This window comes from Terrisphaera buseokensis (assembly GCF_047521145.2).
Classification (GTDB): domain Bacteria; phylum Verrucomicrobiota; class Verrucomicrobiia; order Opitutales; family Opitutaceae; genus ER46.
Window position 1 is genome coordinate 5839138 of record NZ_CM134186.1, and the last position, 25736, is coordinate 5864873.

General features: G+C 65.1%; 18 protein-coding genes. 5 read left to right on the top strand and 13 right to left on the bottom strand.

All coding sequences use genetic code 11. The features are described 5' to 3' along the window. Positions 1 to 22 precede the first annotated feature (22 nt). On the top strand, positions 23 to 1213 hold the full coding sequence (locus tag ACLJEU_RS21905; protein ID WP_414663886.1) for a glycosyltransferase: 1191 nt from the start codon (positions 23 to 25) through the stop codon (positions 1211 to 1213). A 169-nt stretch (positions 1214 to 1382) separates the two neighbouring features. Next, positions 1383 to 2579, top strand: coding sequence for an aminotransferase class I/II-fold pyridoxal phosphate-dependent enzyme (locus ACLJEU_RS21910; protein WP_457795290.1), 1197 nt, complete (start codon positions 1383 to 1385; stop codon positions 2577 to 2579). A gap of 181 nt (positions 2580 to 2760) precedes the next feature. On the opposite strand, the gene ACLJEU_RS21915 is transcribed toward ACLJEU_RS21910, so the two are convergent. From ACLJEU_RS21915 to ACLJEU_RS21930, 4 genes are all read right to left on the bottom strand, one after another. Further along, positions 2761 to 3354, bottom strand: coding sequence for a hypothetical protein (locus ACLJEU_RS21915; protein WP_414663888.1), 594 nt, complete (start codon positions 3352 to 3354; stop codon positions 2761 to 2763). A gap of 175 nt (positions 3355 to 3529) precedes the next feature. Next, positions 3530 to 4468 (bottom strand): ArsR/SmtB family transcription factor, encoded by a 939-nt coding sequence (locus ACLJEU_RS21920; protein WP_414663889.1) that lies wholly within the window; start codon positions 4466 to 4468, stop codon positions 3530 to 3532. A 205-nt stretch (positions 4469 to 4673) separates the two neighbouring features. After that, positions 4674 to 5039, bottom strand: coding sequence for a prepilin-type N-terminal cleavage/methylation domain-containing protein (locus ACLJEU_RS21925; protein WP_414663890.1), 366 nt, complete (start codon positions 5037 to 5039; stop codon positions 4674 to 4676). A gap of 199 nt (positions 5040 to 5238) precedes the next feature. Next, positions 5239 to 7089: a GreA/GreB family elongation factor gene (locus ACLJEU_RS21930; protein WP_414663891.1), complete on the bottom strand. Its 1851-nt coding sequence runs from the start codon at positions 7087 to 7089 to the stop codon at positions 5239 to 5241. 113 nt (positions 7090 to 7202) lie between these two features. Between ACLJEU_RS21930 and ACLJEU_RS21935 the strand changes: the two genes are divergently transcribed. Then, complete coding sequence (locus ACLJEU_RS21935; RefSeq protein WP_414663892.1) at positions 7203 to 8522, top strand: RsmB/NOP family class I SAM-dependent RNA methyltransferase; 1320 nt, start codon at positions 7203 to 7205, stop codon at positions 8520 to 8522. A 60-nt stretch (positions 8523 to 8582) separates the two neighbouring features. Here the strand turns inward: ACLJEU_RS21935 and ACLJEU_RS21940 are convergent, their stop codons facing one another. The 8 genes from ACLJEU_RS21940 to ACLJEU_RS21975 form a co-directional block, all read right to left on the bottom strand. Continuing rightward, positions 8583 to 9842 carry an aspartyl protease family protein gene (locus ACLJEU_RS21940; protein ID WP_414663893.1) on the bottom strand — a complete coding sequence of 420 codons (1260 nt, stop codon included), beginning with the start codon at positions 9840 to 9842 and terminating at the stop codon, positions 8583 to 8585. A 113-nt stretch (positions 9843 to 9955) separates the two neighbouring features. Further along, positions 9956 to 11293 (bottom strand): MFS transporter, encoded by a 1338-nt coding sequence (locus ACLJEU_RS21945; RefSeq protein WP_414663894.1) that lies wholly within the window; start codon positions 11291 to 11293, stop codon positions 9956 to 9958. 99 nt (positions 11294 to 11392) lie between these two features. Continuing rightward, positions 11393 to 14017: a CHASE domain-containing protein gene (locus ACLJEU_RS21950; protein ID WP_414663895.1), complete on the bottom strand. Its 2625-nt coding sequence runs from the start codon at positions 14015 to 14017 to the stop codon at positions 11393 to 11395. Positions 14018 to 14141: 124 nt separating this feature from the next. Next, positions 14142 to 15407 carry a serine hydroxymethyltransferase gene (gene glyA / locus ACLJEU_RS21955; RefSeq protein ID WP_414663896.1) on the bottom strand — a complete coding sequence of 422 codons (1266 nt, stop codon included), beginning with the start codon at positions 15405 to 15407 and terminating at the stop codon, positions 14142 to 14144. A gap of 86 nt (positions 15408 to 15493) precedes the next feature. Next, positions 15494 to 15988 carry an arsenate reductase/protein-tyrosine-phosphatase family protein gene (locus ACLJEU_RS21960; RefSeq protein ID WP_414663897.1) on the bottom strand — a complete coding sequence of 165 codons (495 nt, stop codon included), beginning with the start codon at positions 15986 to 15988 and terminating at the stop codon, positions 15494 to 15496. A 72-nt stretch (positions 15989 to 16060) separates the two neighbouring features. Next, a complete protein-coding gene (locus ACLJEU_RS21965; RefSeq protein ID WP_414663898.1) occupies positions 16061 to 16843 on the bottom strand; it encodes a hypothetical protein in 783 nt (260 codons plus the stop codon). Further along, positions 16840 to 18132 (bottom strand): phosphoribosylamine--glycine ligase, encoded by a 1293-nt coding sequence (gene purD / locus ACLJEU_RS21970; protein WP_414663899.1) that lies wholly within the window; start codon positions 18130 to 18132, stop codon positions 16840 to 16842. Before purD ends, ACLJEU_RS21965 begins: the two co-directional genes overlap by 4 nt. Before the next feature lie 13 nt (positions 18133 to 18145). Beyond that, positions 18146 to 20056: an LOG family protein gene (locus tag ACLJEU_RS21975; protein ID WP_414663900.1), complete on the bottom strand. Its 1911-nt coding sequence runs from the start codon at positions 20054 to 20056 to the stop codon at positions 18146 to 18148. Between the two features lie 146 nt (positions 20057 to 20202). On the opposite strand from ACLJEU_RS21975, the gene ACLJEU_RS21980 reads away from it, so the two are divergent. Further along, complete coding sequence (locus ACLJEU_RS21980; RefSeq protein WP_414663901.1) at positions 20203 to 20982, top strand: FKBP-type peptidyl-prolyl cis-trans isomerase; 780 nt, start codon at positions 20203 to 20205, stop codon at positions 20980 to 20982. Between the two features lie 249 nt (positions 20983 to 21231). Here the strand turns inward: ACLJEU_RS21980 and ACLJEU_RS21985 are convergent, their stop codons facing one another. Continuing rightward, complete coding sequence (locus tag ACLJEU_RS21985; protein WP_414663902.1) at positions 21232 to 22266, bottom strand: LacI family DNA-binding transcriptional regulator; 1035 nt, start codon at positions 22264 to 22266, stop codon at positions 21232 to 21234. Positions 22267 to 22508: 242 nt separating this feature from the next. Between ACLJEU_RS21985 and ACLJEU_RS21990 the strand changes: the two genes are divergently transcribed. Further along, entirely contained in the window at positions 22509 to 25661 is a 3153-nt protein-coding gene (locus ACLJEU_RS21990) for a TonB-dependent receptor (RefSeq protein WP_414663903.1), read from the top strand. The last annotated feature ends 75 nt before the right edge of the window (positions 25662 to 25736 follow it).

Here is a 25736-nt window from a genome sequence, read left to right on the forward strand (position 1 = left end):
TGCCACAACCCTAGCCGCCGCCATGTCTGCGCCGTTGCTCCTCGATCTCTCGCACACCAGCCACACGCGCGCCCGCACCGGCATTCAGCGCGTGGCGCGCTCGCTGCGGGTGGCGCTCGGCGACGGCGCGGTGGGTGTCACGCACGATCCCTATCGCCGCAGCTGGCGGACGCTCGAGGCGTGGGAACACGACAACCTCAGGGCGACCGCCGCCGCGGCCAAGCGCGGCGCCCGCTGGCCGTGGGGCGCAACGATGCGGAGTCGCGTGCAGCGACTCATCGGCAGCCGTTCCACGCCCTTGCCTGAAAACTCCGGGCTGGTGGTGCCGGAAGTCTTTTCACCGGGCGTGGCGCGGGCGTTGCCGGCACTGTTTGCCGCCACCACCGGGCCGCGCGTCGCACTTTTCCACGACGCCATCGCGCTGCGGCTGCCGGAGCTCACGCCGACAAAAACCGTGGCGCGGTTTCCGGCGTACCTGATCGAATTGCTCGCATTCGACGGCATCGCGGCCGTGTCGGAGGACTCGCGCGCAGCGCTGATCGACTACTGGCGCTGGCTCGGCGCCGCGACGCCGCCGCCAGTCCGGGCGATCCCGCTCGGCATCGACTTACCGGATACAACGCCCCAGCCGCTGCACGCGTCGTCGGCCGACGGCGCGGTGGTGCTTTCGGTCGGCAGTATCGAAGGCCGCAAGAATCACCTTGCCCTGCTCGACGCCTGCGAAGCGCGGTGGGCGGGCGGCGATGTTTTTTCGCTCCATCTCGTCGGCCTCGCGCATGCGCAGACCGGTGCCGATGCCCTGGCTCGCATCCGGGCGCTGCAGGCCGCGGGCCGACCGTTGCGGTACGACGGGCCGGCGAGTGAAGCGGAACTCACGGACGCCTATGCGCGCTGCACCTTCACGGTCTATCCGTCGCTCAGCGAAGGCTTCGGTTTGCCGGTGATCGAGAGTCTCGCGCACGGCAAACCCTGCGTGTGTTGCGCGCACGGCGCCCTCGGTGAGTCCGCGCGGGGCGGTGGCTGCCTGACGCTCGACGACGTGATGCCGGCGTCGATCGCGACTGCCCTCGCCCGCCTGCTCGCCCATCCCGGCGAAGTCGCCGCGTTGGCCGCCGCCGCGCGCAACCGTCGTTTCAAAACGTGGACCGACTATGCGCGTGAACTGACGGCGTGGATGCGGGACTTGCCGCCGCGCGCGCACCGCGCCGCGTAATCAAGCGCGGTCGGGCCGGTTCGCGGGGTGATGTCGCGCGATGCCGCGCGTGCGCACGCGCGCTCGAAAAACGTAAGCCGCGAGTCGGGCGCATTGCTCGCTGCAGAGAGGTGCAAACGGACCTTTGCGTTTGCAATGGGCACGGCCCGTGCTCACGCTTTCCGCGGACATGGCGTTATCATTCTTTACCAAAAACAAAAAGGCGCTGCAGGCCCGGTGTCGTGATGATTACGCGACGAAGATGAGGTTGAAGTACGCGCCTTACTATCACGCCATGGAGGCCCAGCGGGGCACGACCGTGAAGCTGGACGGCAAGGAGATGATCATGTTGTCCAGCAATGATTACCTAGGGCTGTCATTCCACCCGAAGGTCATCGAGGCGGGACGCGCCGCGCTTTTGAAGTGGGGCACGAGCACGACGGGCGCGCGCACGTCGAACGGATCGCGCACCTATCACGTCGAGCTCGAGGAGAAGATGGCGGCGTTCCTCGGCCGTGAAGCCTGCCACATCCATGTCGCCGGTTATCTGGCGTGTCTTTCAAGCGTCGCGTCGTTTGCGCAGAAGGGTGACGTGATTCTGGCGGACAAGAATATCCATTCGTGTTTGTGGGACGGCATCCGGTTGTCGATGGCGACGGTCGAGCGTTTCTCGCATAACAGCCCCGACGATCTGCGCGAGGTGCTCGGCGCGGTGAATCAGGACGCGACCAAGATGATGGTCATCGAGGGCGTCTACTCGATGGAAGGCCACATCGCGCGGCTTCCCGAGCTGGCGGAGATCGCCGAGGAGAACGGCTGTTTCACCGTGCTCGATGATGCGCACGGTTTCGGCGTGCTGGGCCGGCAGGGACGCGGCACGGTCGATCACTTCGGACTCAACGACAAGGTCGACGTCATTTGCGGCAGCATGTCGAAGTCGCTGGCGAGCACCGGTGGATTTGTCGCGGCGTCGCGTGAGATCATCGAGTACCTCCGCACGCATTCGAAGCAGACGATTTTTTCCGCGGCCATCAGCCCGAGCCAGGCGGCCTGTGCGCAGGCGTCGCTCGAGGTCATGCAGTCGGAGCCGCAACATCTGGAGCAGTTGTGGGCCAACACCCGCAAGTACCGGGCGATGCTCAAGTCGCTGGGCCTCGACACCTGGGAGAGCGAGACGCCCGCCGTGCCGATCGTGCTCGGATCGAAGGAGCGCGTGTATCCGTTTTGGAAAGCGCTCCTCGAAAAGGGTGTGTTCACCGTCATGTCGATCGCGCCCGCGGTGCCCGCCGGCAAGGATCTCATCCGCACGGCGATTTCCGCGATGCACACCGATGAGCAGCTCGAGAAGATCGCGCACGCGATGGCGTACGCGGTGAAGAAACTCTGACAAAACCGGAGACCGGATACCGGAGTCCGGAAACGCTTCGGCAATTTCGGATTGCGGACTGCGGATTTTTCCGAACCGCGTGACTCGGTTTCCGGTTTCCGGTTTCCGGTTTCCGGTTTCCGGTTTCCGGTTTCCGGTTTCCGGTTTCCGGTTTCCGGTTTCCGGTTTCCGGTTTCCGGTTTTACTTCAGCGGTACGTTCCGCTCGTGCACGCTTTCGCGCAGCATTTTCATCACGGCCTCGTATTCAGGTGAGGTCGTGTCGCGGCTGAAGAAGCGAAACACGGCCACCACGCCCGGCCAGGCTTTCAGGCCGGTGGTGAGATGCAGGTACTCGCCGGGCGGAAACGTCGTCTTGCCGACGAGGCTGGCGTCGGTGAACACGCAGTACGTCCCCGCTCCAGTCTGCGGCTGAAGTTCCTCGAAGCGCATCGCCTTCTCGGTCGAGGTGCCGACGAACTCGTTGAACATTTCGTTCATGAGCTCCTTGCGGGCCCGCGCGTTGGCCATCCGGCTCTCGGGGTCGGGCAGGAACCGAAGCTCCACGCTCACCCGATCCTTGGGATCGGCCAGCCTGATGTTGACCATGCCGTCTTCATCCTTGGCTGTCGCCCATCCGAAGCCGTCCGGCAACGTCACGGTGAGCTTACGATTCTCGAAGAGGAAAACGGATTCCTCGCGGGAGGCCGGCGCGGCGTGGACGACCGACGCCGCGGCGATGAGCAGACAAAGGAAGGCGAAGAAGAACCTCATGAGCGTGAGCAATCGGCTGGGCATAGGTGCGAACGTCGGGGCGGGAATTCAGTCACTCGCGGATGGCTGCAGGTCCCTTCCCACAAACCATCCGAGATGATGTACGTGCGGTAAGACTCCTGCGGCGCGCAATCGTTGCACAAGACGGAGCGGGCGGCAAATCCCCGCCTCCCGTTGCGGTAAACCCCGGTCAGCGAACCTACCGGGCGATCTTCAAACCGCTGGCCAGCAAGGTTTCGAAATGCGGCTCCTCGGTTTCCCGCGCCACCATGGCCACTTCCACCTTGGTGAAACCCGCCTTCTTCATGAATTGGTGGAGGGCGCTCTCCTTGAAGCCGAGCCAGACGTCGGCATACAGCTCGCGCGCCTTCTCGAACGTATGTTCGTTGAGATCGAGAATGAGCACCTGACCGCCGGGGCGCAGGATGCGAAACGCCTCGTCGACCGCGGCCTGCGGGTGCTGCGCGTGATGCAGCGCCTGACTCAGGATCGCGAGATCCACCGACTTGTCGGGCAGCGGCACGCTCTCGATGTCGCCCAGTTTGTAGACGAGATTGGCGAGGCCGTTCTTCTTCGCGAGCACCGTGCCGACCTCGACCATGCGCGGGGAATTGTCGATGCACCACACCTGCCGGGCCCGATGCGCGAGCAACTGCGACACCAGGCCCTCGCCCGCGCCGAGGTCGGCGATGTCGATGGCCGGAGTGAGTCGCAACGCAAGGTGGCCAATCGCCTCCCAGGACCGGCCCGGGCAGTAGTTTTTGCCCAGGCGGCCGGCGATCGCGTTGAAATACTGTTCCTGGCTGCGGCGGCGTTTCTGCAGGATGCGATCGAGATTCTCCCGATCCTCGAGCATCACCGGCAATTCGGTGACCGAGTCCACCGCCGCCTTGATCAGCGCGAGCGTGCGCGGGGGCAGGTTCGGGCGGAACGAGTAGAAAGCGTTTTTGCCATCCCGCCGGTCGGTGACGAGATTCACCGTCCGCAGCAAGGCGAGCTGGGAGGAGATGCGGGACTGGCCCATCGCCAGGATTTCCTGGAGTTCCGCCACCGAGAGCTCCTCGCGCAGCACGAGGGCCAGCAGCCGAAGCCGGGTCGGGTCCGAGAGAATTTTGAGGATATCCCAGGAAACGTTCACGTCGGGACGACGCTGGAGTTCCCGGTGACTGAATGCAATCAGCAGGTGCCGCTTGCGGCTTCCACCCATGCGGCGACCGCCGCCGCTCGGGAAGGCCGGGGCTATCTGTCCGGGCGCACCTCCGAGCCGGGCCGGACGCTGGAAACGGGCACAAAAAAGCCGCCCGACGGATCGGGCGGCTGGAAAGGAAACGAATCAGGCTCGTTCAGGGCGCGTACGTGATCGTACGGGCATTCGCGATGTTCGTGATCGTGATCGTCATACCCTGCGTATAAGCGACCGGGTAGCTCTCGCTCGCGACCGTGTTCAGCGCCTTCACATAGTTGGTGGCGCCGACGAGGCTGGAGGAGTTGGCGAACGTCGCGCCGTTTTCCAGGTAGTATTGGTCGGCGGCGGCGGCCATCTGGCGGGCGTTGTTCAAGACGGCCTTGTCCTGCGAAGCGACGCGGACCTTCTGGAAGGCGGGAATCGCCATGGCAGCGAGCAGGCCGATGATGACGACGACGATCATGATTTCAACGAGCGTGAAACCGTGGCGGGAACGAAGCGTGGTGCGGGAGGTGGTATTCATTTTTATACTAAGGATGATGTATCGACTAATATATAGACCGGGTGTGGGCATACACTCGGCGCACCGCCGCAAAGTTTCGAGTCCGTTCTGCGTAAGAGAATTGCGAATCACATCCTCGCGCCGCACGACGCGCGCGTAAAAAAAAAATGAGGCGGGCCCGAGGGCCCGCCCAATTTCCAAAACGAACGGAACTTACAAATCAGACGGCCGATTTGTCCGCGAAACGCGTGATTTTGACGACAGTGTACTCCTCGTCATTGCCGCCCAGCTTCACCTTCACCGTCTCGCCCGGTTTGCGGCCGAGCAGTGCCGCGCCAATGGCGGTCTTATAGGAAATGATGTGTTTCTCCGGATCGCCGTCCCAGGCGCCGAGAATGGTATAGGTGGTGGTGGCACCGCCCGCGGCCGTCTTCACCTCGACGACTGTGCCGGCGCTGACCTGCTCGATGGACGCCTCCTTGAAGTCGGTGACGCGGGCCCGGCCGAGTTCGCGCTCGAGGAGGGTCTTCTGCGCCATGAGCACCTGCTGGTCCTGCTTCGCCATCTTGTATTCGGAGTTCTCCTTGAGATCGCCGTGTTCGCGAGCGGTGGCAATGGCGCGGGAGTTTTCCGGAATCTTCTTGGAGACGATCGTCTCGTATTCCTCGCGCTTGCGATCGTAGCTGGAGCGGGAAACGAGCAGTTGCTCCTCCTTGCTCTCGGCATCGGCCGCCACGAGCGACTGAATCTTCGGGAAGATTTTGATGAAGCGGGCGAGCAGCGACTTCTTCGTCAGCTCCTCGAACCCCTGGTTCAGCATCAGCGTGTTCGCCAGATCGCGAGCCGTCTCGGGATCCGCGGTGGAGAGAAGATCGGAGATGAGATCGGTGTCCTCGCTCAGGATGTCCGCGAGCGGAATCCGGCGGGCGCTCGACGCCTGCAGCGCCTCGTAATCGATGGCGAAGAAGATCGCGCTCAGAAGCCGCGGCGTGATCAGGTCATTCAGCAGCTTGGCAAATTTCTTGGAGTGCCGGTTCTTGACGATCCACAGGAGGACCGGAGCCCGCAGGTTCTGCTCGGTCTGCCAGCGCTTGAGCGTGGCGGCGAGTTCGTCGGCGTGGCCTTGTTCGACGAGGAAGTTGATGCACTCCGTCGTGAACTTGCCCTGCGACGTCTTCAACAGGGTGAACAGGATGTCGCGCGCCTCGATCGGGTGGGTTTCCTGGATGAGCTCGAGGAAACGCGACTGAAACTGCACCGGAATCTTTTCCGAAATGGCGACGAGATCGCGCACGTTGCCGATGATCGCGGCCTGGGTGGGCGCAAAATTATTCTCGGCTCCGACGGCCTTGGCGAGATCGTCGCGCACGGCGGCACCGTAAAGGCGTTCCGAGGCGTCGAGCTGGTTCGAGTCCTTGACGGCGTCGGCAACGCCCTTGAGCACGACGGACAGATCGGCCTTCACGTCCTTGCGTCCGGTCGCGACCATCAACTCTTCCGCGAGCGCAATCCGGCGGCGGGCCGAGCGGGTGCCGTTGAACTGCTCCAAAATTTCGTCTTCCGCGGACACCGGCGTTTCGCGGAGCACATAGCACTCGGTCTTCTTTTCCGGGACCGCGACGCGCGGATCCTTGGCGACCAGTTTCTTGGCGGCCGCCCACCACTTCTTGAACTTCTCCTCGCCAATCACTTGGGCGAGGGTGATCTCCAGCTCAATCGCCGTCGCGGCGTTGTTCGGGTAAGCCTGCAGGGCCTCAACCACCAGCTGCGCGGGATTTTCCGCGATGAGCTCATTGACGCGCTTGGTGTCGGTCTCCTTGCGCACGAGGAGGTGCTTTTCCGGCAGCACGTCCATCGTGGTGATGCAGAAAGCCGGATCCATCGGGTGGGCGCGCTTGCCCTTGAAATCGATGATCAGCCGCTGGGCCGCTTCGTCGTAGCTCTTGATCTGGCCGAATCCCCAGCTCCGATGCACCACGTACGCACCGGGTTCCATGGCCTCGAGCTTGGGCTTGGCCGCCTTGAGGGACGGCGATTTGGCAATGAGCGCGGAAACGGCTTCGGAATTCATGGTTGCGTGTGTGAGGGCCTGAACGGGAGAGTTGAGCGGACAATGTCTAGCCTTGTCAAACCGAGTGTCAAAATGGAGCAACTCCCCTTGTTCGCCGTCAGCCGGAGGCACGAATGAGCGCCGCGGCTTCCGCTTCGCCTGAATCCGCCCCATCCGGGGCCTGGCCCTCCGCCGCCCGGCTGATTGCCCGGTGGCTCGATCGCCGCGAACGCATCGATGCGCTCCTCGACACCCTGCCCCGCACGCTGAACGGCCCCGCCCGGGCGCGCTGCCAGCATCTGGTTCTGGGCGTGGTCCGTCACTTTGGCCGGATCAATGCCGCGCTCGAACGGCTTGTCGCCCACCCGCCGCGATTCTCGACCCGCGCGGTCCTGTTCGTGGCCGGCTTTGAACTGATCGAGGCGGCGAGCGACGGCGACGACGGCCGCAAGGCCAAGATCGTACATCACGCGGTCGAACAGACCAAGTCCCTCGCCAGCCCCGCCGAGGCCCGGCTGGTAAATGCCGTCGTGCGGAAACTGGCCGGCGCCCTCGCCGCCCCCGCCCCGACGCTGTCCGCAAGTGCGGAGGAACTGGGCGATTATTTCTCCCACCCCGCCTGGCTGGTGCGCAGCTGGCTGGCTCAATTCGGTCCCGCTTCGACCCGCGCACTTCTGGAATGGAACCAACGGCCGGCTCCAGTCTACGCCCGGTGGCGCGCGCGAGACGCGAACGATGCTCCGCCGGACTTCCTGAAGCCAACGCAGTGGTCGAAGATGACCGAGGTGGAATCCGGCCGCTGGTCGGAAGTCGAACCGTTGCTCAAGACCGGACGCCTCTACCTGCAGGATCCGTCGACCCTGATTCCGGTCGACCTGCTCGCGCCAAAAGCGGGGGAAAGCATCCTTGATCTCTGCGCCGCTCCCGGCGGCAAGAGTCTCTACATCGCCGACACGATGCAGTCAGGTCGGTTGGTGGCCGTCGATCTGCCCACCGCGCGCATCGATCGGTTGAAGGAAAATCTCTCCCGCTCGACCGGGATCGACGTGGCCTTGGTGCAGGCCGATGTGCTCGAGAATGCGGCCCTGAGCCTGCGCGAGCACAAGCTCCCCGAATCTTACGATGGCGTGCTGCTCGACGTCCCGTGCTCGAACACCGGCGTGATGCGGCATCGCGTCGACGTGAAATGGCGGCTGCAGCCGGGCGACTTCAAGAAGCACCCGGACCAGCAGCTGTCGTTGCTCCACGCCGCCGCCCGTTTCGTGGCGCCGAAGGGCCGGCTCGTTTATTCGACCTGCAGCATCGACACCGAGGAAAACGAAAAGGTCGTGCGCGCGTTTCTCGCCAGCAAGGCCGGCGGTCCGTTTGAACTCACCCGCAGCGTCCTGAGCACGCCGTGGACCTCGGGTCACGACGGCGGCGGCGCGTTCCTCCTGCAGCGCAGCGCGAAGTAAGCGCCCGCTCGATTCGTGCAACCGGGCCACCCCCGGTTGCGCGTTTGCACGGCCGAAACTTCAGGGCACGAGCTCGAACACGCTCACGCGTTTCTCCGACTCGGTCGTGCCGTTGAGAAACGTGAGCACCAGCTCGCCGCTCGTGGCGATGAGCTGTTCGTAGCGCCGGAGATCCCATTTGGCGACGGGATCACCATTGATGCGAATCACGAGATCGCCCGGCTGCACGCCGGCCGCCTCGGCCGACGATTGCGGCACGACGCCCGCCACACGCCAGTACGCCGGCGTCTTGTTGAAACTGATGCCCGCGCTGCGTTGCGGCGGCGTCACAATCGGATCGCGCGCGTCGCGATAAAACGTCACGCGATCGTGCAACTGATCGAAGGTGACGGAAAAATATTTCAACATGCCGCCGCCGATCGCCGAGAGTTCATCGGTCACGTCGACGACCGGCTGCGTGAACGCATAGTCGCCGATTGCCACCGTCTCGCCGAGCCGGCCCACGCGCTGGATGCGATCACCGCTGATCGTGCCCACCGTCGCGCCCACTTTGGGCCCGTAGGCAAACCGTGGCGCGAGGCCCACGGGATTGAGGCTGAACGTCGCGTCGCTGAGCGAATCGATCAACACCACGAGCGATCGATCGCCGAGCCGGACATTGATGAGCGGTGTCTTGCGCGCGTCGTTGAACGCGATGTTGGTTCCCGGCACCAGCAGCGAACTGCGCGCCGGCTGCAGCACCACGCGGCTCCCGGGATAGTCGAGCGTCAGCAGCGTTTCCCGAAACAGCGGAAATCCCAGCACGCCGTCGATGCGCACGCCGAGATGGGCCGAGAGCGGCGCGCAATCATAGAGCAGCACATCGACGTCCTCGAAGCGCGCGTCGCCCAGTTCGAGCCGGCGGAGCGATCCGCGCGGCAATTCGGTGACGCCCCCGTTCGCCCCGGTCACCCGGACGGTCCCGGCAGGCGCGCCCGGACCCTCGCGTCCCGGATAACGCCGCGCCAGCGCCGGCGTCACGAGCGTGACCGACGATCCGGTATCAATCAGAAAGTGATAGGGCCCGTAGCGATCCCATTTCGCCTCGATCAGCAGGTAGTTTCCGATCGTCTGCGCCGGCAGGATGACCAGCGGCGAACTGAGCGTCGTGCGCCCTGGCAGCGAGGGCCGGCGCGACCCCGGCCAGGTGCAGCCGGTGATGAACAGGACACTGAGGAACAGGAAACAGGTGACGGGGGACGGGCGACAGGAGACAGGGGACAGGTGACGTGATAACGACGAGGCGGGACGGTTTGAAAACGAACGCAGCCAGGCGCACATTGCCGTGAGACCGCGTTTGCCGCCGGCTTGTCGACCGACACCTGTCCCCTGCCCCCTGTCTCCTGTCTCCCGTCCCCTGTGCTCCGCTGACTCCTGTATCCGTCCGCCGGTTTTCATTTCACCGGCTTGGGGAGTTTGAAGGCCAGGCCGAGCGCGCCGAGCGAGAGCAACGCACCGGCGACAAACACGCTCGTCGAACCGAACCGCCAGAACACGATGCCCGCGAGCACAGGCGTGAACGCCCGCGCCAGCGCGCTCAACGAGCGAAAGATGCCGAGCACCCGGCCCTGTTCACCCGCGCCGGCGTAGAGCGAAATGAGCCCTGTCGTCGACGGATTCACCAGGCCCGAGCCGAGCGCCATCAGCGCAACCCCCACATAAAGCATCCACGGCTGCGACGCGTAGCCCATGACGAAAAAGCCGACGACCGAGAAGCCGAGACCGTACGACAGCACGCGAATCTCGTCGGAGACCTTCAGCATCTTCCGCACGATGTAGCCCTGCGTGACGATCGCGCAGAAGCCGAGGAAACCGAGCAGGAAGCCGTTTTCGCGCGCCGTGTAGCCGAAGCGGGTCGAGGCCAGAAACGTCAGCGCCGATTCCATCGCGACAAACGCAATCGAGAACACGAACGCCACGAGGTTGGTGCGGCGCACCGCGGGATCGCGCAGGCCGAGGATGGCCGAGATGGGATTGCGCAGCCGCGGCTCAATCGCGCCCGCGCGGGCCGACGCCGACAGCGTCTCCTTGAAGCGCGCGGAAATCCAAAAGAAATTGATCACGCACAAGCTGAACGCCAAGAGCGCGGGCACCGAAAACGGCGTAATGCCGAAACGCGTGAGCGCGGGGAAATATTCCGCCAGATTGATGTGCACCGTGAGCGCACCGAGCGTTGGTCCGGTCACCAGGCCAAGCCCGAACGCCGCGCCGACCAGCCCCATCGCCTTCGATCGTTCCTCGCGCGAGGTCACATCGGCGACGGCAGCAGTGGCAACCGAGAGATTGCCGCTGAACGCGCCGCTGACGACGCGCGACAGGAGAAACAGCCAGAACGAGCCGCTGCACACCCAGAGCAGATAGCCGAGCGCCGTGCCCGCGACCGTGAGCAGCAGCACGCCGCGGCGCCCGCGCCGATCGCTCACCGCGCCCCAGAACGGCGCGAACACGAATTGCAGAATCGAGAAGACCGAGCTGAGCACGCCGCCAAAAAGGACCGGCGCGTAATTGCCGATCCCGAAGGCCTGCGCGAGGGCGTCCGTCTGACCGACGAGCCAGCCGAGCGCGCCCGTGCGACCCTCCAGTTTCAAATAGTATTCCAGCAGGTCCGGCCCGAGCGGAAAAATGATCGAGAAGCCGATCAGGTCGATGTACAGCGTCAGAAAGATGACGCCGAGCGAGAGGGGCCGCTTCGGTTTCGGAGTCGCGGAGGAAGAAGGAGCGGAGTTGGACACGAAGAAGCCGCGACGAAAGAGAAACCAGCCCGGGACGCCAAGGCGCAAACGGCCACTCCGCAAAAGCACGGGAACATTTTCCCGGTCAGCCGCCGTTCGTCACTCCAGCAAATCCCGCAGCTTGCGCTGCAGCGCATCGCGCGTGAACGGCTTCGCCAGGAAGCCGAGCGCCCGTCCGCCGCCGAGCCGGCCGAGGATGTTGCCCTCGCTGTAGCCGCTCGCGAGCAGCACACGGACGTCCGGCCGGATTTCGCGCAACGCCATGCAGGTCTGTTCCCCGTTCAAGCCCGGCATCAGGAGATCCAGCACGACCGCATCGAAGTGGTCGGGCTTTTCGCGAAAGAGCTGCACCGCGGATTCGCCGTCCGCCACGGCCGTGGCCGAGAAACCGGACGCCTTCAACATCGCCACCATCACGGCCCTCACCTGCTCCTCGTCATCGACCACGAGCAGATTGCCGGAGGGTTTCCACTCGCGCGTCGCGGCGTCGCCATTGCGTTTCGCCGCCGGCAGCTTCACCCGCAACGGCGGCAGCAGCAGTCGAAACGCCGTGCCGACATCCGGCGTGCTGCTGACCAGGAGGGCGCCGCTGTGACCGCGCACAATGCCGAGCACCGCGGCGAGACCGAGACCGCGCCCGGCGAACTTCGTGGTGAAGAAAGGATCGAAGATCTTCGCCATCACCGCCGGAGTCATCCCGGTGCCGGCGTCCTTCACCTCGAGAAAAACGAATTCCCCCGCCGGCAATCCGGCACCCGCCGCACCGCCCGCCAGCGTGGCCGCGTCGACGTGCGTCACGCCGGTCGACACCACGATCTCGCCGGTGCGGCCGGTCATCGCGTCCGCGGCGTTGAGCACGAGGTTCATCACGATCTGGCGGATCTGCGTGGCGTCAGCGAGCACCGGCGGCAGCCCTCGCACCAGATCGAGCCGCAAGGTTGCCTGGTGGGCGATGGAGATTTTCAGCAGCGGCAAGAGGTCGTCGGTGAGCTCCGTGAGATCGGTGGGCTCGACGACAAACCGTCCCTTGCCGGCATATGCGAGCATCTGGCGGCACAGCTCGGCCGCGCGCAATGATGCCGACTCGATCGAGCGCAGCTGCCCCTCAACCGGGCTGTCCGGCGTGAGCGAGAGGCGTGCCATGGTGGCGTTGCCCAGGATGCTGCTGAGCAGGTTGTTGAAATCATGCGCAATGCCGCCGGCGAGGAGGCCGAGGCTCTCGAGCTTCTGGCCCTCGAGCAGCTTGCGCTCGAGTTCGAGGCGGCCGGCCTCCGCGCGTTTCTGCGCCGTGATGTCGATCGCCAGGCCCTCGAAGAAACTCAGCGCGCCGTCCGTGCTGTACACGCCGCGGCCGCGCGACAGGACCCACTTCTCCTCCCCGGCCCTGGTCCGCACGCGGTATTCGACCTCCACGTCGGTCCGCCCCTCGAGCGCCTTGCGGGTGACCTCGCGCACCCGATCAAGATCCGCCGGATGGATACAGTCGCGGAAATGCACGGTGCCGGACAGAAATTCCTCGGCGGTCCAGCCGGTGAGTTCGCGGGCGCCGCTGCTGAGGAAGAGCACGGTCAGCTGGCCGTCGTAGGTGCAGCGGTAGCTCATGCCCGGCAGCGCGTGCAGCATGTTGGCCAGCTGACGTCGGCTCTCGGCGAGCTCCCGCGTGCGCTCGGTCACCTCCTGGCGGATGGTAGCGGTGCGGCGCCCCGTCATGCGCACCAAGCCTGCCACCAACCCGGCGAGCAGCAGGAGACTGCACGAGCGCAACAGCGGCATCGACGTGTAACGGCTTTCGAGCCAGCCCGCGCGCGGTCGGAACAAGAGCCGCCAGTCGCGCTGGCCGAACGGCAGCCGGTGCTCGCTGACCACGCCCTCGCGGAACTCCGCCTCCGTGGGTGAAGTCCGCACCGTGGCCTCACGGGACGGGCGATAGTGCAGGACGCGCCGGGCAGGATCGGTTTCCGAGGCATCCACGTAGAGCAGATCGAAATTCGTGTCGGGCTGCCGGCTCTGCGCCGTTTCCAGCAAATCGTGGACGCGAAACACACACTGAAGAAACCCGGCCAGCTCGCCGTCTCCCGCCCCGCGAAACACCGGCTGCACCATCACGACGCCGGCATGGTCGCCCTTTTCCTGCACCAGCCGGAACCGATGCGTGAGCGTCATCCGGCGCGACTCGCGCGCGCGTTCGAGCGTCGCCCGCGTCGGTCCTGTCATCAAATCGTAGCCCACCGCCGCCTCGTTGCCCGGCAGCGGATGCACGTAGACTATCGGATAATACTGCGGCCGGGTCTCCGCGCGACGCGCTGTGCCGTCGGCGCCATATTCGATGAACTGCGCCATCGCGGGCCCGTGATTGCGGCCGAGCTCGCGCTCGACGTCCGCACGCTGCTCCTGTTTGACCACGGGCACCCACTCGAACGCTTGGACGCCGGCAATCCGCCCCTCCAGACGGTCGGCGGCACGGGCAAATTCCTCGCGGGTCACGCCGGCTTCGATCGTGAACAGCGCGGACAGCCCAAAAAGAGCGTCCGCGTAACGACCCAGGACCTCCCGGGTCAGGGAGTGACGCAACTCGGCCCGGTGCAGAAACTCGGCCACGGCCTGGCTTCGTTCCTCGCGCCGGCCCAAGACATAGGCGGCCACGCTCACCGCCACACCCAACGCCAACACCGCGACCACGACGCCGCGATAGGTCAGGAGCGGTGACTTGGCTGGAACACTCATGCGAGAGCACAACCGTATCCACGCCCCCTGATGCGGGCAATCGTTTGTTGTGGCCCGTCGCAGGCGATGCGTAGTGTCCACATCGGCCGCGCCCGCAAAGGCCCACTGGCCGTTCCGACTGGAACTAGAGCTTGTACGGAAGCGGATAGCGACCGGTCAGGGTCGCCACGCGTGCTTTCGTCGCCTCGAGCGCCGCGGCTTCACCCGGCGTGCCGATGGCCGCGAGGACGGTGTCGATGCAACTCGCGATTTCCTCCATGTCCGCCGCGACGAATCCGCGCGTGGTCACGGCGGGCGTGCCGAGCCGGATGCCCGAAGCCTGGAACGGGCTGCGCGTCTCAAACGGCACCGTGTTCTTGTTGCAGGTGATGTGGGCGAGATCGAGCGTCTCCTGCGCCTTCTTGGCGGTGAGCTCGGGAAACTTCGGCCGGAGATCGACCAGCATGAGATGGTTGTCCGTGCCGCCCGAGACGATCTTGTAGCCGCGTTTCGTCATCGCCGCCGCCAGCGCGCGGGAATTCGCCACGACCTGCTCCGAGTACGTCCGGAACTCCGGCTTCAGGCACTCGCCGAAACACACGGCCTTGGCCGCAATCACGTGCATCAACGGACCGCCCTGGCCGCCGGGGAACATCGCCGAGTCAATCGCCTTCGCGTGCACCGCGCGACAGAGAATCAAACCACCGCGCGGTCCGCGCAGCGTCTTGTGGGTCGTGGTGGTGACAAAGTCCGCATGCGGCACGGGCGACGGATGGATACCCGACGCGACCAGGCCGGCGATGTGCGCGATGTCCGCGAAGAGGAACGCACCCACACTCCGCGCGATCTCGCCCATGCGGGCGAAGTCGATCACGCGCGAGTACGCGCTCGCACCGACGGTGATCATCTTCGGCTTTTCCCGCGCGGCGATCGCGGCGAGTTCGTCGTAGTCGATCAGGCCGTTGTCCTCGCGCACGCCATACTGCACAAACTGATACAGCTTGCCGGAGAAATTCGCCGGGTTGCCGTGCGTCAGGTGACCGCCGTGGCTAAGGTTCATCCCGAGCACCTTGTCGCCCGGCTGCAGCACTGCGGTGTAGACCGCGAAGTTCGCCTGCGAACCCGAGTGCGGCTGAACGTTGGCGTGCTCGGCGCCGAAGAGTTTCTTCGCCCGCTCGATCGCGATGTTCTCGACCTTGTCGACCTGCTCGCAGCCGCCGTACCAGCGCTTCGCCGGATAACCCTCGGCGTACTTGTTGGTCAGCACGCTACCCTGCGCCTCCATCACGGCGGGATAGGTGAAATTCTCGGAGGCGATCAGCTCGATGTGGCCCTGCTGGCGGCCGAGCTCCGCCGAAATGGCGGCAAAGATATCGGGATCGAGAGTACGGAGCGGCGCGGAGTTCAACATTGCGGGTTTCGGATTGAGGAATTCGGAAGGAAAACCAGTCACGAAACCATTCCGAGAATGCGGAATCCGCAATCCGAAATCCAACCTCAGGCGCCGGGCTTGCGGCCGATGAGTGTCTTAAGCTGCGCCACCAGCGAGGGGATCGATTCCACCATCTCGTCGCGCGTCGCCTCGTACAACCGCAGCGGCCCGCCATACGGATCGCCGATTTCCTTTTCCACGTCGGCGGGAATGAACTGACGGAAAAGAAAGATATTCGCCGGCACCGGATCGGCCTGCACCTGAATCATCGCCCGGTGCGATTCCGTCATGCACAGCACCGCCAGCGCCCCATCCAGAATTTCCTGCGTCAACGGCTGGCTGCGGTGGCCCGAGATATCGATGCCGACCTTGCGCAACGCCTGCACCGAGTTTTCGGACACGCGCTCGCCGCTCCGCGCCGCCACTCCGGCCGAAATCACCTTGATCGAACGCAGCGGCTCCGGCTGCGCCGACAGCGCGTGCTGCAACAAGGCCGCGGCCATCGGGCTGCGGCAGATGTTCGCGGTGCAAACGGTGACAATGACGCCAGTTGCGGACACGGGGAGGGAAAGGACACGCTTTTGCCGGAAAAGCAAAGCTGGATTCGGACGCCGGAAGTCGAGGGCTGCCCTCTAGATCTTCTTCAAGGCCACGAGCGCCCGGTGCAGGTGCACCGCCCGCTGTAACGTCGCATCGACGCGATTCGCGGCCGGCTTGGCGGCAACGGCTTCGCCGGCCGGTCGTTCCGCGCTGGCCGCGGGCGGGGTGTTCGCGGCCGGCACGGGTGAGCTCGAGTTCGGAGTCGGTGCCGGCAACGACGTCGCCGGCGGCGGAGGTTCCGGCCGATCCTTCGACAGGCTCGCCTCGTCGTGCCGTACCTTGTCGGGATGATCGGTCAGCAGGGTCGCAATCTCCGCTCCCTGTTCGAGTGCGTTGTAAGTCCGCCGCTCGTCCTCGGCCGCGGCTCGGACCACGACGTCGGGCTTGAATCCCGGCGCCTCGATGCCCACCACGACGACGCCGGCAATCTTCTCGCGCGATCCCAGCAGCTTCAACAGCTCCGACGACGTGGCGGCGTTGGCCAGAACAAACACCGGCGAACGCGCCGAGGCGCGCTCCTTCACCCACGTCAGAAACGCCTTCGCGCCCTCCGCGTCGGCCGGAACGTAACGCACATCGGCCACGAACGCCGGCAACCGGCCCGCCGGCTTGGCCGGCAAATCGGCGGGCAGCTCATGCACCCGCACGTAGGAAAGACGCTGCCCGAGTTCGCGCTCGAGCGGCGCGGCGAAAGCCGAACCGGCGAACGCGATCCACCCCGCGGCCACAACGAGTCGGCTGCGCGAGCGTCCCGCCAGCATTTGCAGGCCGGAGGCCTGCGCTCCCGCGAGCACTCGAAACACGCGCGCGATCATGGCGTGCGGTTCAACTGCCGCGCCCCGATGTCGCGCCGGTAGACTTTGCTGACGCAGCCGATCTGGTCGCACACGGCGTAAGCATTGTCCGCTGCTTCGCGCAGGGTCGGCGCCAGCGCCGTGACGCCCAGCACGCGGCCACCGTTCATCACCATTTCACCCGTGGGCTTCCGGGCCGTGCCCGCATGCAGAATGGAAACACCCGGCGGCAGCGCCGCGGGAAACGTGATCACGTCGCCCTTCGCGTACGCGTCCGGATAGCCCTTCGCCGCGATCACGACACACATCGCGTGTTCGGGCCGCAGCGCCAGAGTCAGGCCGGCGAGCCGGCGCGTGGTCGCGGCCCACAACAGCCCGAGCACATCGGTCGCGAGCCGAGGCAGCACGACCTGCGTCTCGGGATCGCCGAAGCGGGCGTTGTACTCGATCACACTCGGGCCGGACGGCGTCAGCATGATGCCGATGAAGAGCGTACCGCAATAATCGATACCTTCGGCCGCGATGGCGTCGACGGACGGACGCACGATCTCGCGGTCGATCCGTTCAAGCAGCGCGGGCGTCACGACCTCCGCCGGCGAATACGTGCCCATGCCGCCGGTGTTCGGCCCCGTATCCCCATCGCCGATGCGCTTGTGATCCTGGGAAGTCGGCAGGATCACGTAGTCGCGCCCCGACACCACGACGAGAATCGAGGTCTCCTCGCCAAACAGGCAGTCCTCGACGAGCAACTGGCTGCCACTCGCGCCAAACCGCCCGCCTTCGAGCATGTCCCGTACGGCGGACTCTGCCTCGGCCGCGGATTGCGCGACGACCACGCCCTTTCCCGCCGCCAGGCCGTCCGCCTTGATCACGATCGGGATGGAACGTGTGCGCACGTACGCGAGCGCCGGCGCGACCTCGCTGAAGAACGCCGCCGGCGCCGTGGGGATGCGGTGCTTGAGCAGGATCTTTTTCGTGAAAATCTTCGACGCCTCGAGCCGCGCGCCGTCGGCCTTCGGTCCATAGACGGGAATGCCCGCCGCGATCAACTGGTCGGCGAGGCCGAGCGACAACGGCACTTCGGGGCCGACCACGACGAACTCGATCCGCTCGCGTTGCGCGAGGGCGACGAGGCCGGCGATGTCATCGGCGGCGATGGCGAAACAGGCGGCATCCTGGGCGATGCCGGCGTTGCCGGGCGCGCAGATGACGCGCGGCTGCGCGGGTGACGCGTGCAGGGCGCGGACGAGCGCGTGTTCGCGCCCGCCGGATCCGACGACCAGGACCGACCGAGGAAGAGAAGTGGGCATCACGCGCGAAAAATCACAGCACCTGGAGCTTCTTCCGGTAGAACGCGACGACTTCGTCGGGATCGTCGGTGAAGAGCACGTAGTCCGCCATCCACGCCGGCGCGCGGCGCGTCTTGATCATCGTGCGCAGCTGCTTCCGCAGATCGTCCCAGAAACGGGCGTTGAAAAACACGTACGGCACGCGCGGCCGGATCCCAAGTTTCAGATTGCACATCTCGATGCCGACTTCCTCGAGGGTGCCGACGCCGCCGACGTTGAAGATGCAGAAATCCGCCGCTTCGAACCATTTTTGCCGGAAGTGCCGTGACGACTCCTGGAAGGTGTTGAAGAAATCGACGCCGAGTTCCGGCGGCTGGGCCTCGAGTTCGAGGAAGCACGCCCCGGTCAGCGCGCCCTTGACGCGCGCCTGATCCGTCGCGAGCCGCATCACGCCGCCACCGCCGCCGGTCAGCACGCCGAGATTCGTGCCGATGAAACTCGTCAACTTGTCGACGAGCGACGAAATGCGCTCGGTGTCGGCCGGCTCGAGCCCGAACGCGGAGCCGTAGAACGCGAGCACCGTCGACTCCTGGAATTTCCGGGCAACCTCCTCGCGCACGAAAAAGCCGTGGTTCTTCTTGTACGTGTGGAGGTACAAATCCTTCGATAGATCGTCGTGCCAGTACACCTGCAGCCCGATGGCGTCGAACGTATCGAGGCGCGCGTGCGCGTTGCTGGAGAGGAAGTATCCGTGGGTCCGTGACGCCTTGCGGAAGATGATCCGCTTCAGCTTCACATCGCCGATGCGCGTGATGAGCTCGATCTGCTCGAGCAGTGACGGGAAGTAATCCAGCACGAGCGTGTCCGCGTTCTCCGGCGCGGCGTCGAGCGCCTGGATCATGGTGCGATGCCCGCACGGGCCGCCGACCGCGCCGAGCGTGCGTTTGATATCGTCCGACGACTTCAGGAAAATCGCGTGATTCTCCATCGTCGCGCTCTGCCCCTTCACGGTGATCTTCGTGCGCGGGCGCGCCACCTCGCCGTTTTCGCGCGGCGGATTTTCGTCGAGGCACTTGTAGAGCTCGGTGGCGGTCGCAAGCAGCCGCGTGCGGCGCTTCGTCAGCGTCTTGAATTCCGGATCGCTCGCCTCCGGGGCGCGGAACACCTCGACCGACACCACGGGATTCACCACGGGTTGGTCGCCGGTGTTGTAGATCTCGAGCATGACATTCGTGCCGAATGTCTTGATCGGATCGAGCAGCACGGCGCTCGTGTGAATGCCGAAGTTGCCCTCGCCCTGGTTGAGCACGACGAAGTGCTCCTTCAGATACATCGAGCAGCTCGTGAGAATGCCCGAGCGCGGCGGAATCGTGAGCGGTGCAGCCTCGTGGCGCACCTGCACGCGATCGATGTAGGCCCGGCCGGCGGCGCCGCTGACGATGCGCTCGAAGTCGGCGCGCACGAGCCGCGGACTCAGGGTGTAGCTCAGCTGGTGCGGGGTGAGGAAAACGCGGCCCTTCGAATCGATGCTAATCGTATTCGGGAGCTTCATGCGGTTCTCCTGGAGCGCCGCCCAGATTTCAGCCGTGGAAAGCTTGGCCGCCGCCGGCGCGTAGTAGAGCCGGCCGACCGGCGAACCGACGCGCATCAGCTTCTTCCAGTAGGACGCGTTCGGGAAACTCGCGTCGTAGATGAAAGCGTCGACGTCGAACTCCAGCCGGTTGCCCTCCACCCGCGGGTGGCCGCTCGTAAGCATCTCGATCCCGATGCGCGCCATCGAGCTGCGTTCGGTGAATTTGAGCGCCCCGAGGTTCTGTTTGAGAAAATCGAACTCGACGGGATGGCGCGGCCAGAACCCCAGGGTCAGCGTCACGGTCCGCTCGTCCTTGTTCTTCACCGTGAGGATCTGACCGTCCTGGCTGTTCCAAAATTGGTCTGGGTTCATTCGTGCGGGGTCGAGGTGATGTCCGATTGCGCGGGCCGACTCAAGCGGGGAGATCGGGATTGCTTTCACCCGGGGGGATGGCAGTGGTTGAAACTTTTACGGCACAAAGGTGCCTCGGTCGTTACTCTACCCGTTCCCATCCACGCATGAAACTGAAGCACATTGCCACGATTTGCCTGCCTGTCCTCGGCCTCGCCGTGGCCCGCGCCCAGGAAGTCAAACTCAACGTCCCCGGCCAACCCGCACCGGCGGCCGCGGCTCCCGCGAAAGCCGCTTTCACGGACGCGCAGCTGATCGAGGAGTTCGGCTGGTTCATCGGCAAACGCGTGGGGCTCACCGAGCTCGAATTCACCAAGGCGGAAGTTGACCTGCTCCTGAAGGGCATCTCGCTGGCCGCCTCCGGCAAGGAGTCGCCCTACGAGCTCGAGAAGATCGGGCCCGCCATGGACGAGTTCATGCAGAAGAAGCAGGGCGCGTATCTCGGCAAGCTGAAGGAAAAGAACCTCGCGGCCAACGCCGGCTACTTCACCAAGTTGAAGGAAAACAAGGCCATCGTCGCACTCCCCAGCGGTCTCCACTACGAGATCGTGAAGCCGGGTGACGGCGCCGCCCCGAAGGCGACCGAGACCGTCAAGGTCCACTACACCGGCACGTTGATCGACGGTTCCGTCTTCGACAGTTCCGTGCAGCGCGGCGAGCCCGCGGAATTTCCGCTCGATCAGGTGATCCCCGGCTGGACCGAGGGCATTCAGAAGATGAACAAGGGCGGCAAAATCAAACTCTACGTCCCGCCGCAGCTCGCCTACGGTGACGACGGCCGCCCCGGCATTCCTCCGGGCTCCACGCTGATCTTCGACGTCGAGCTGCTCGACATCAAGCCGACCGCCGCCGCACCCGCGATGCCGGCGATGCCGACGAAGAAGTAAGCGCCTCATACCAATCGCTCTTTGCGTTTGGACTTTAGCCGTGGCTACGAGCGCCAGCGAGTGGCCGAACGACCACTCGCTGGCGCTCGTAGCCACGGTCGATCCAGAAGTCCAAAAGCAAGGAGCGATTGGTATCAGCACCTTTGAAACGAAAGCCTCCGACGAAAGTCGGGGGTTTTTTTGTGGCCGTTCGGTCTGGGCCCACGCGAGGTGCGGCCCTTGCCAAGGCGTTTGCGGGCTTGCAGCCGATTACGCCGCCTGCGCCCGCACGCGGCCGGTCGACTCGCCAATCACGAGCGTCGGCGCGATCGTCTTGATGATGGGTTTGGTGCGGACCGGTTTGCCGAGCTGCGACAAAATCAGCTCGGCCGCCGTGGCAATGGTCGTGTCGATGCTCTGATCGACGGTCGTAAGCGTCGGCGACGTCATCAGGCAGATGTCCTGGTTGTTGAAACCCGTGATCGACACATCGCGGGGCACGCGCAGCCCGCCCTCCTGCAAACCGCGCAACGCGCCCACCGCGATCTCGTCGTTGTAACCGATGAAAGCCGTCGGGCAGTCGGGCTGTTCCATCAGGCTCGCCGCGAGTTTCCGGCCGTACTGAAAATCGTTCCGCCGCTCGTGCAAATGATCCACCGACCGCGTGCACGTCTCGAAGTCGAGCCCGCGCGCCCGCAACGCCGTCTGAATCCCGCTGGGCCGATCGATCCGGCTCACCGGTCCCTTCGAAATTCCCAGCAACCCGAACGTGCGGTGCCCGAGATCACACAGGTGGTTCACCACCGCCGTCATCCCGGCCGCGCGATCGAGCGAGACCGTGTTCGCGCCTTTCAGACCATAGTGGTCGATGACCAGATGCGGCGTGCCGTGGGCGTTCAACTCGGCGATCCGCGCCTCGATCTCCTCGCGCAGAAAGTGGCCGATGAACACCACCGCCTCGACCCGCAGTGACAGAAAATGCCGCACGACCTCCCGCCCCGCCCCGGGCGCCACGACCTCGATCAAGGAGGAGAAGCCCCGCGCCCGCAGCACGCGTTGCAGCGTCGCCAGTTTCCGCACGCCCGGCGGTGTCGCCAGATCCTCCATACAGACGCCAATCATCGACGTGCGCTTGCCCTTCAGGTGCAGCGCGTGGGCGTTGGGCGTGAACCCCGTTTCCGCGAGCGCCTGCTGCACGCGATCGATCGTCTTCTGCTTCAAGCCCGGCTGGCCGTTGAGCACCCGCGAAACGGTCGTGCGCGCGAGCCCGACATGGCGGGCGAATTCCGCCGTGGAGCGGATCACTGCGGGGAGCCTGGACTTGCTGGACGAAGGCACGAAAGGACGCGGAACATGGCTCCACCGCGTCCGGCCTGTCAACGGCAGCCCGACCACGGCCCGGCCGGTCGCACCCGCCAGACGGTCCGGCGGCAAAATCTTTCGCCTCGGACGTAAAACCTTTGCAGCGGACAGGTGTCCGCGTAACGTTTTTCCTCCCCGGCCCCACCCTTTCGGTCCCCTGACTCAGCATCCAACCCAAACCCTCCATGAACCCACGAAAAATCCCGGCCCTGCTTCTCACCACGGGCCGACTCCTGGCGTGCGCCGCCGCGCTCATCACGACGGCCGTCGCGCAGTCCACCTCCACCGGCACGATCGAAGGCCGCGTGTTGAACACCACGACGAGCAGCTACATCAACAACGCCCGCGTGACCGTCGAAGGCACCACGCTCGAGACGTACACGAATCAGTCCGGCGAATACCGGCTGATCAACGTGCCGCCGGGTGCCGCCCGTCTCACGGTGCTGTTTTCCGGCCTGCCGCCGCAGAACGAGACGGTCACCGTCGCCGCCGGCCAGACGGTGCAGCAGAACTTCTTCCTCGTGCTCGAGCAGAAGTCGGCGAACCAGGCCGCGCGCGACCTGGGCACCGTGGTGCAGCTCGACCAGTTCACGGTCGGCACGACGCGTGAGACGAACGCCACCAACATCGCCACGAACGAGCAGCGCTTCGCCTCGAATATCAAGAACGTCGTCTCGTCCGATGCATTCGGCGACGTCACCGAGGGCAACGTCGGCGAATTCGTGAAATACCTCCCCGGCATCACGGTCGACTACGTCGCGGCCGATGTGCGCACGATCTCGGTTCGCGGTTTTGCGGACAACTTCACGAACGTCACCTCCGACGGCGCCCGCATGGCGAGCTCCGCCTCCGGCAGCACCATCCGCACGTTCGAGCTCGAGCAGGTGTCGATCAACAACGTCTCCCGCGTCGAAGTCACCAAGGTCCCGACGCCCGATCAGGCGGCCGACAGCCTCGGCGGCTCGGTGAACATGGTGAGCCGCAGCGCCTTCGAGTCCGCCACGACGCAGTTCAAGTACCGCTTCTATACGAGCTTCAACAGCGAGGACTACCAGGTGTTCAAGAAGACGCCCGGTCCCGGCAACAAGGATACGTTCAAGGTCCTCCCCGGTTTTGACTTCAACTACATCGCGCCGCTTTCGAAGACGTTCGGGCTGGTGATCAACGGTCTCAGCTCGAACCAGTTCAACGAACAGCACCGCGCGCAACCCACCTGGCGCTTCGTCGGCGCCGGCGCCACGGTCACGAATCCCTACCTGCGTCAGTTCCAAGTGCAGGACGGCCCGAAGAACACCTTCCGCGATTCCTTCAGCATCAAGGCCGACTGGAAGCCGGCCCGCTACCATGTGATTTCGGCGAGCGCCCAGGTGAACTACTACCACTCGTTCTTCGCCAATCGTAACACCAACTTCGACGTCGGCAGCAGCGAGGTGCCCACGCCCGCCACCGGCACGCCGCTCACCTTCGGTCCTTCGTTCGCGTACGGCGCCACCGGCCGCGGCACGGTCACGCAGGGCGGTTCGTTCCGCGACAAGTACGGCGCCACCCGCGCCACGAATCTCAATCACACCTACAAGGGCCGCGAATGGGAAATCGACTCCGGCCTCAACGCCTCGATCTCGAAGACGTGGTACCGCACGAACGCGCGCGGCCATTTCTCCGGCGTGAACACGAGCCTCGTGGGCGTTTCGCGCGTGCTCTACGACGGCATCACCTATCCGGTGCCCGCGAAATTCACCGCCCTGGATTCCGCCGGCGTGCCCATCGACTACAACAATCCCGCGAACTACCGCCTCACCACGCTCGGCAACACGCCGGTCGACGCCCGCGACGAGTTCCGCGCCGGCCGTGTCAACGTGAAGCGCGCCCTCAGCTTCCTACCCGTCGAAGCGACCCTCAAGATCGGCGGCCTGATGCAGAAGCAGAAGCGTGACATCACGAGCCACAACGAGAGCACGACCTTCGTCGGCCGGGACGGCGTCGCCAACACCGCGGACGACAGCCTCGCCCCGTATGTGGATACCAAATACCTCGGCCAGGACAACGGCTACGGCTTCACCCGCCTGCCGTTCGGCGACGCCTACCGCCTCTGGGAGGAAACGAAGACCAACCCCGGCTATTTCAGCACGACGCCCGCGCAGGCCGTGACCAACGAAACCAACCGCATCAACGGCTCGCTGCAGTTCGCCGAAAAGATCACCGCCGGCTACGCCCAGTTCGAGGGCCGGTTCTTCAAGAACCGCCTCGGCGTCGTGACGGGCGTGCGCTACGAGAAGACCGAGGACACCGGCCGCGGCCCGCTCGTCGATCCCGACGCGCCGTTCGTCCGCGGCGCCGACGGCAAGTTCACGCTCGTGAACGGCGCGCGCGTCCGCAAAACCGAGGCCGGCGCCGCCGGCTCGCTGCAGGAACTGGCGCTGATCCGCAGGGAGCGCGCCGCGTTCGCCGATCGCTCCTACGACGGCTACTACCCGAGCCTGCACACGACGTTCAACGTCACCGACAACGTCCTCTTCCGCGCCGCGTTCGCCAAGACCTTCGGCCGCCCCGACCTCGGCTCGATCATCCCGAACACCACGATCGACGAGAACGACAATCCGAATCCGCCCGCCGGCTCGCCCCCGGGCACGATCACGTTCACCAACTCCGGCCTCCGTCCGTACTCGGCGAAGAACTACGATTTCTCCCTGGAATACTACTTCCCCAAGGGCGGCCTGATTTCCGCGGGCGTGTTCCGCAAGGACCTGCGCGACTTCTTCGGCTCAATCAACACCGTCGCGACCGCGGCCGTGCTCGATCAACTTGGCCTCGACCAGCGCTACGTCGGCTGGACCGTCAACAGCCGCCTGAACGTCGGCAGCGCGCGCATCGACGGCGCGGAGTTCAACTACATGCAGCCGCTGAGCTCGATCGAGTTCCTCCCGCGCTGGGGCCGGTTCTTCAACTTCTCCGCCAGCGGTTCGATCCTGCACCTGCAGGGCGCCAACGGCGCGGACTTCAACCGCTTCATCCCGAAGAGCGGCAGCATGGGCCTCACCTTCAGCCGCAAGCCGGTCGTCCTGATGGTCAAATACAACTATCGCGGCCGCCAGCGGAACTCCGCCCAGAGCGGCACGGCGCCGAACGCGTTCGAGTATTATGATTCCCGTTACAACATCGACGTGAACGCGGAGTACACGTTCAGCCGCCGCGTGACGATCTTCGCCAACGCGCGCAACATCCTGAACACGCCGCAGGACCTCGAGCGCTACAGTCCGGAAACCCCGGGCTACACGCACACGTACCGCACCGAGGAGTTCGGCGTGCAGTTCGCGCTCGGCGTGAAGGGCACGTTCTAAGCCAGCGGCATCGTTTCAGAACCAGCAAAACCCGTGGTGCGCGTCCGCGTGCACCACGGGTTTTTTCATGCCCCG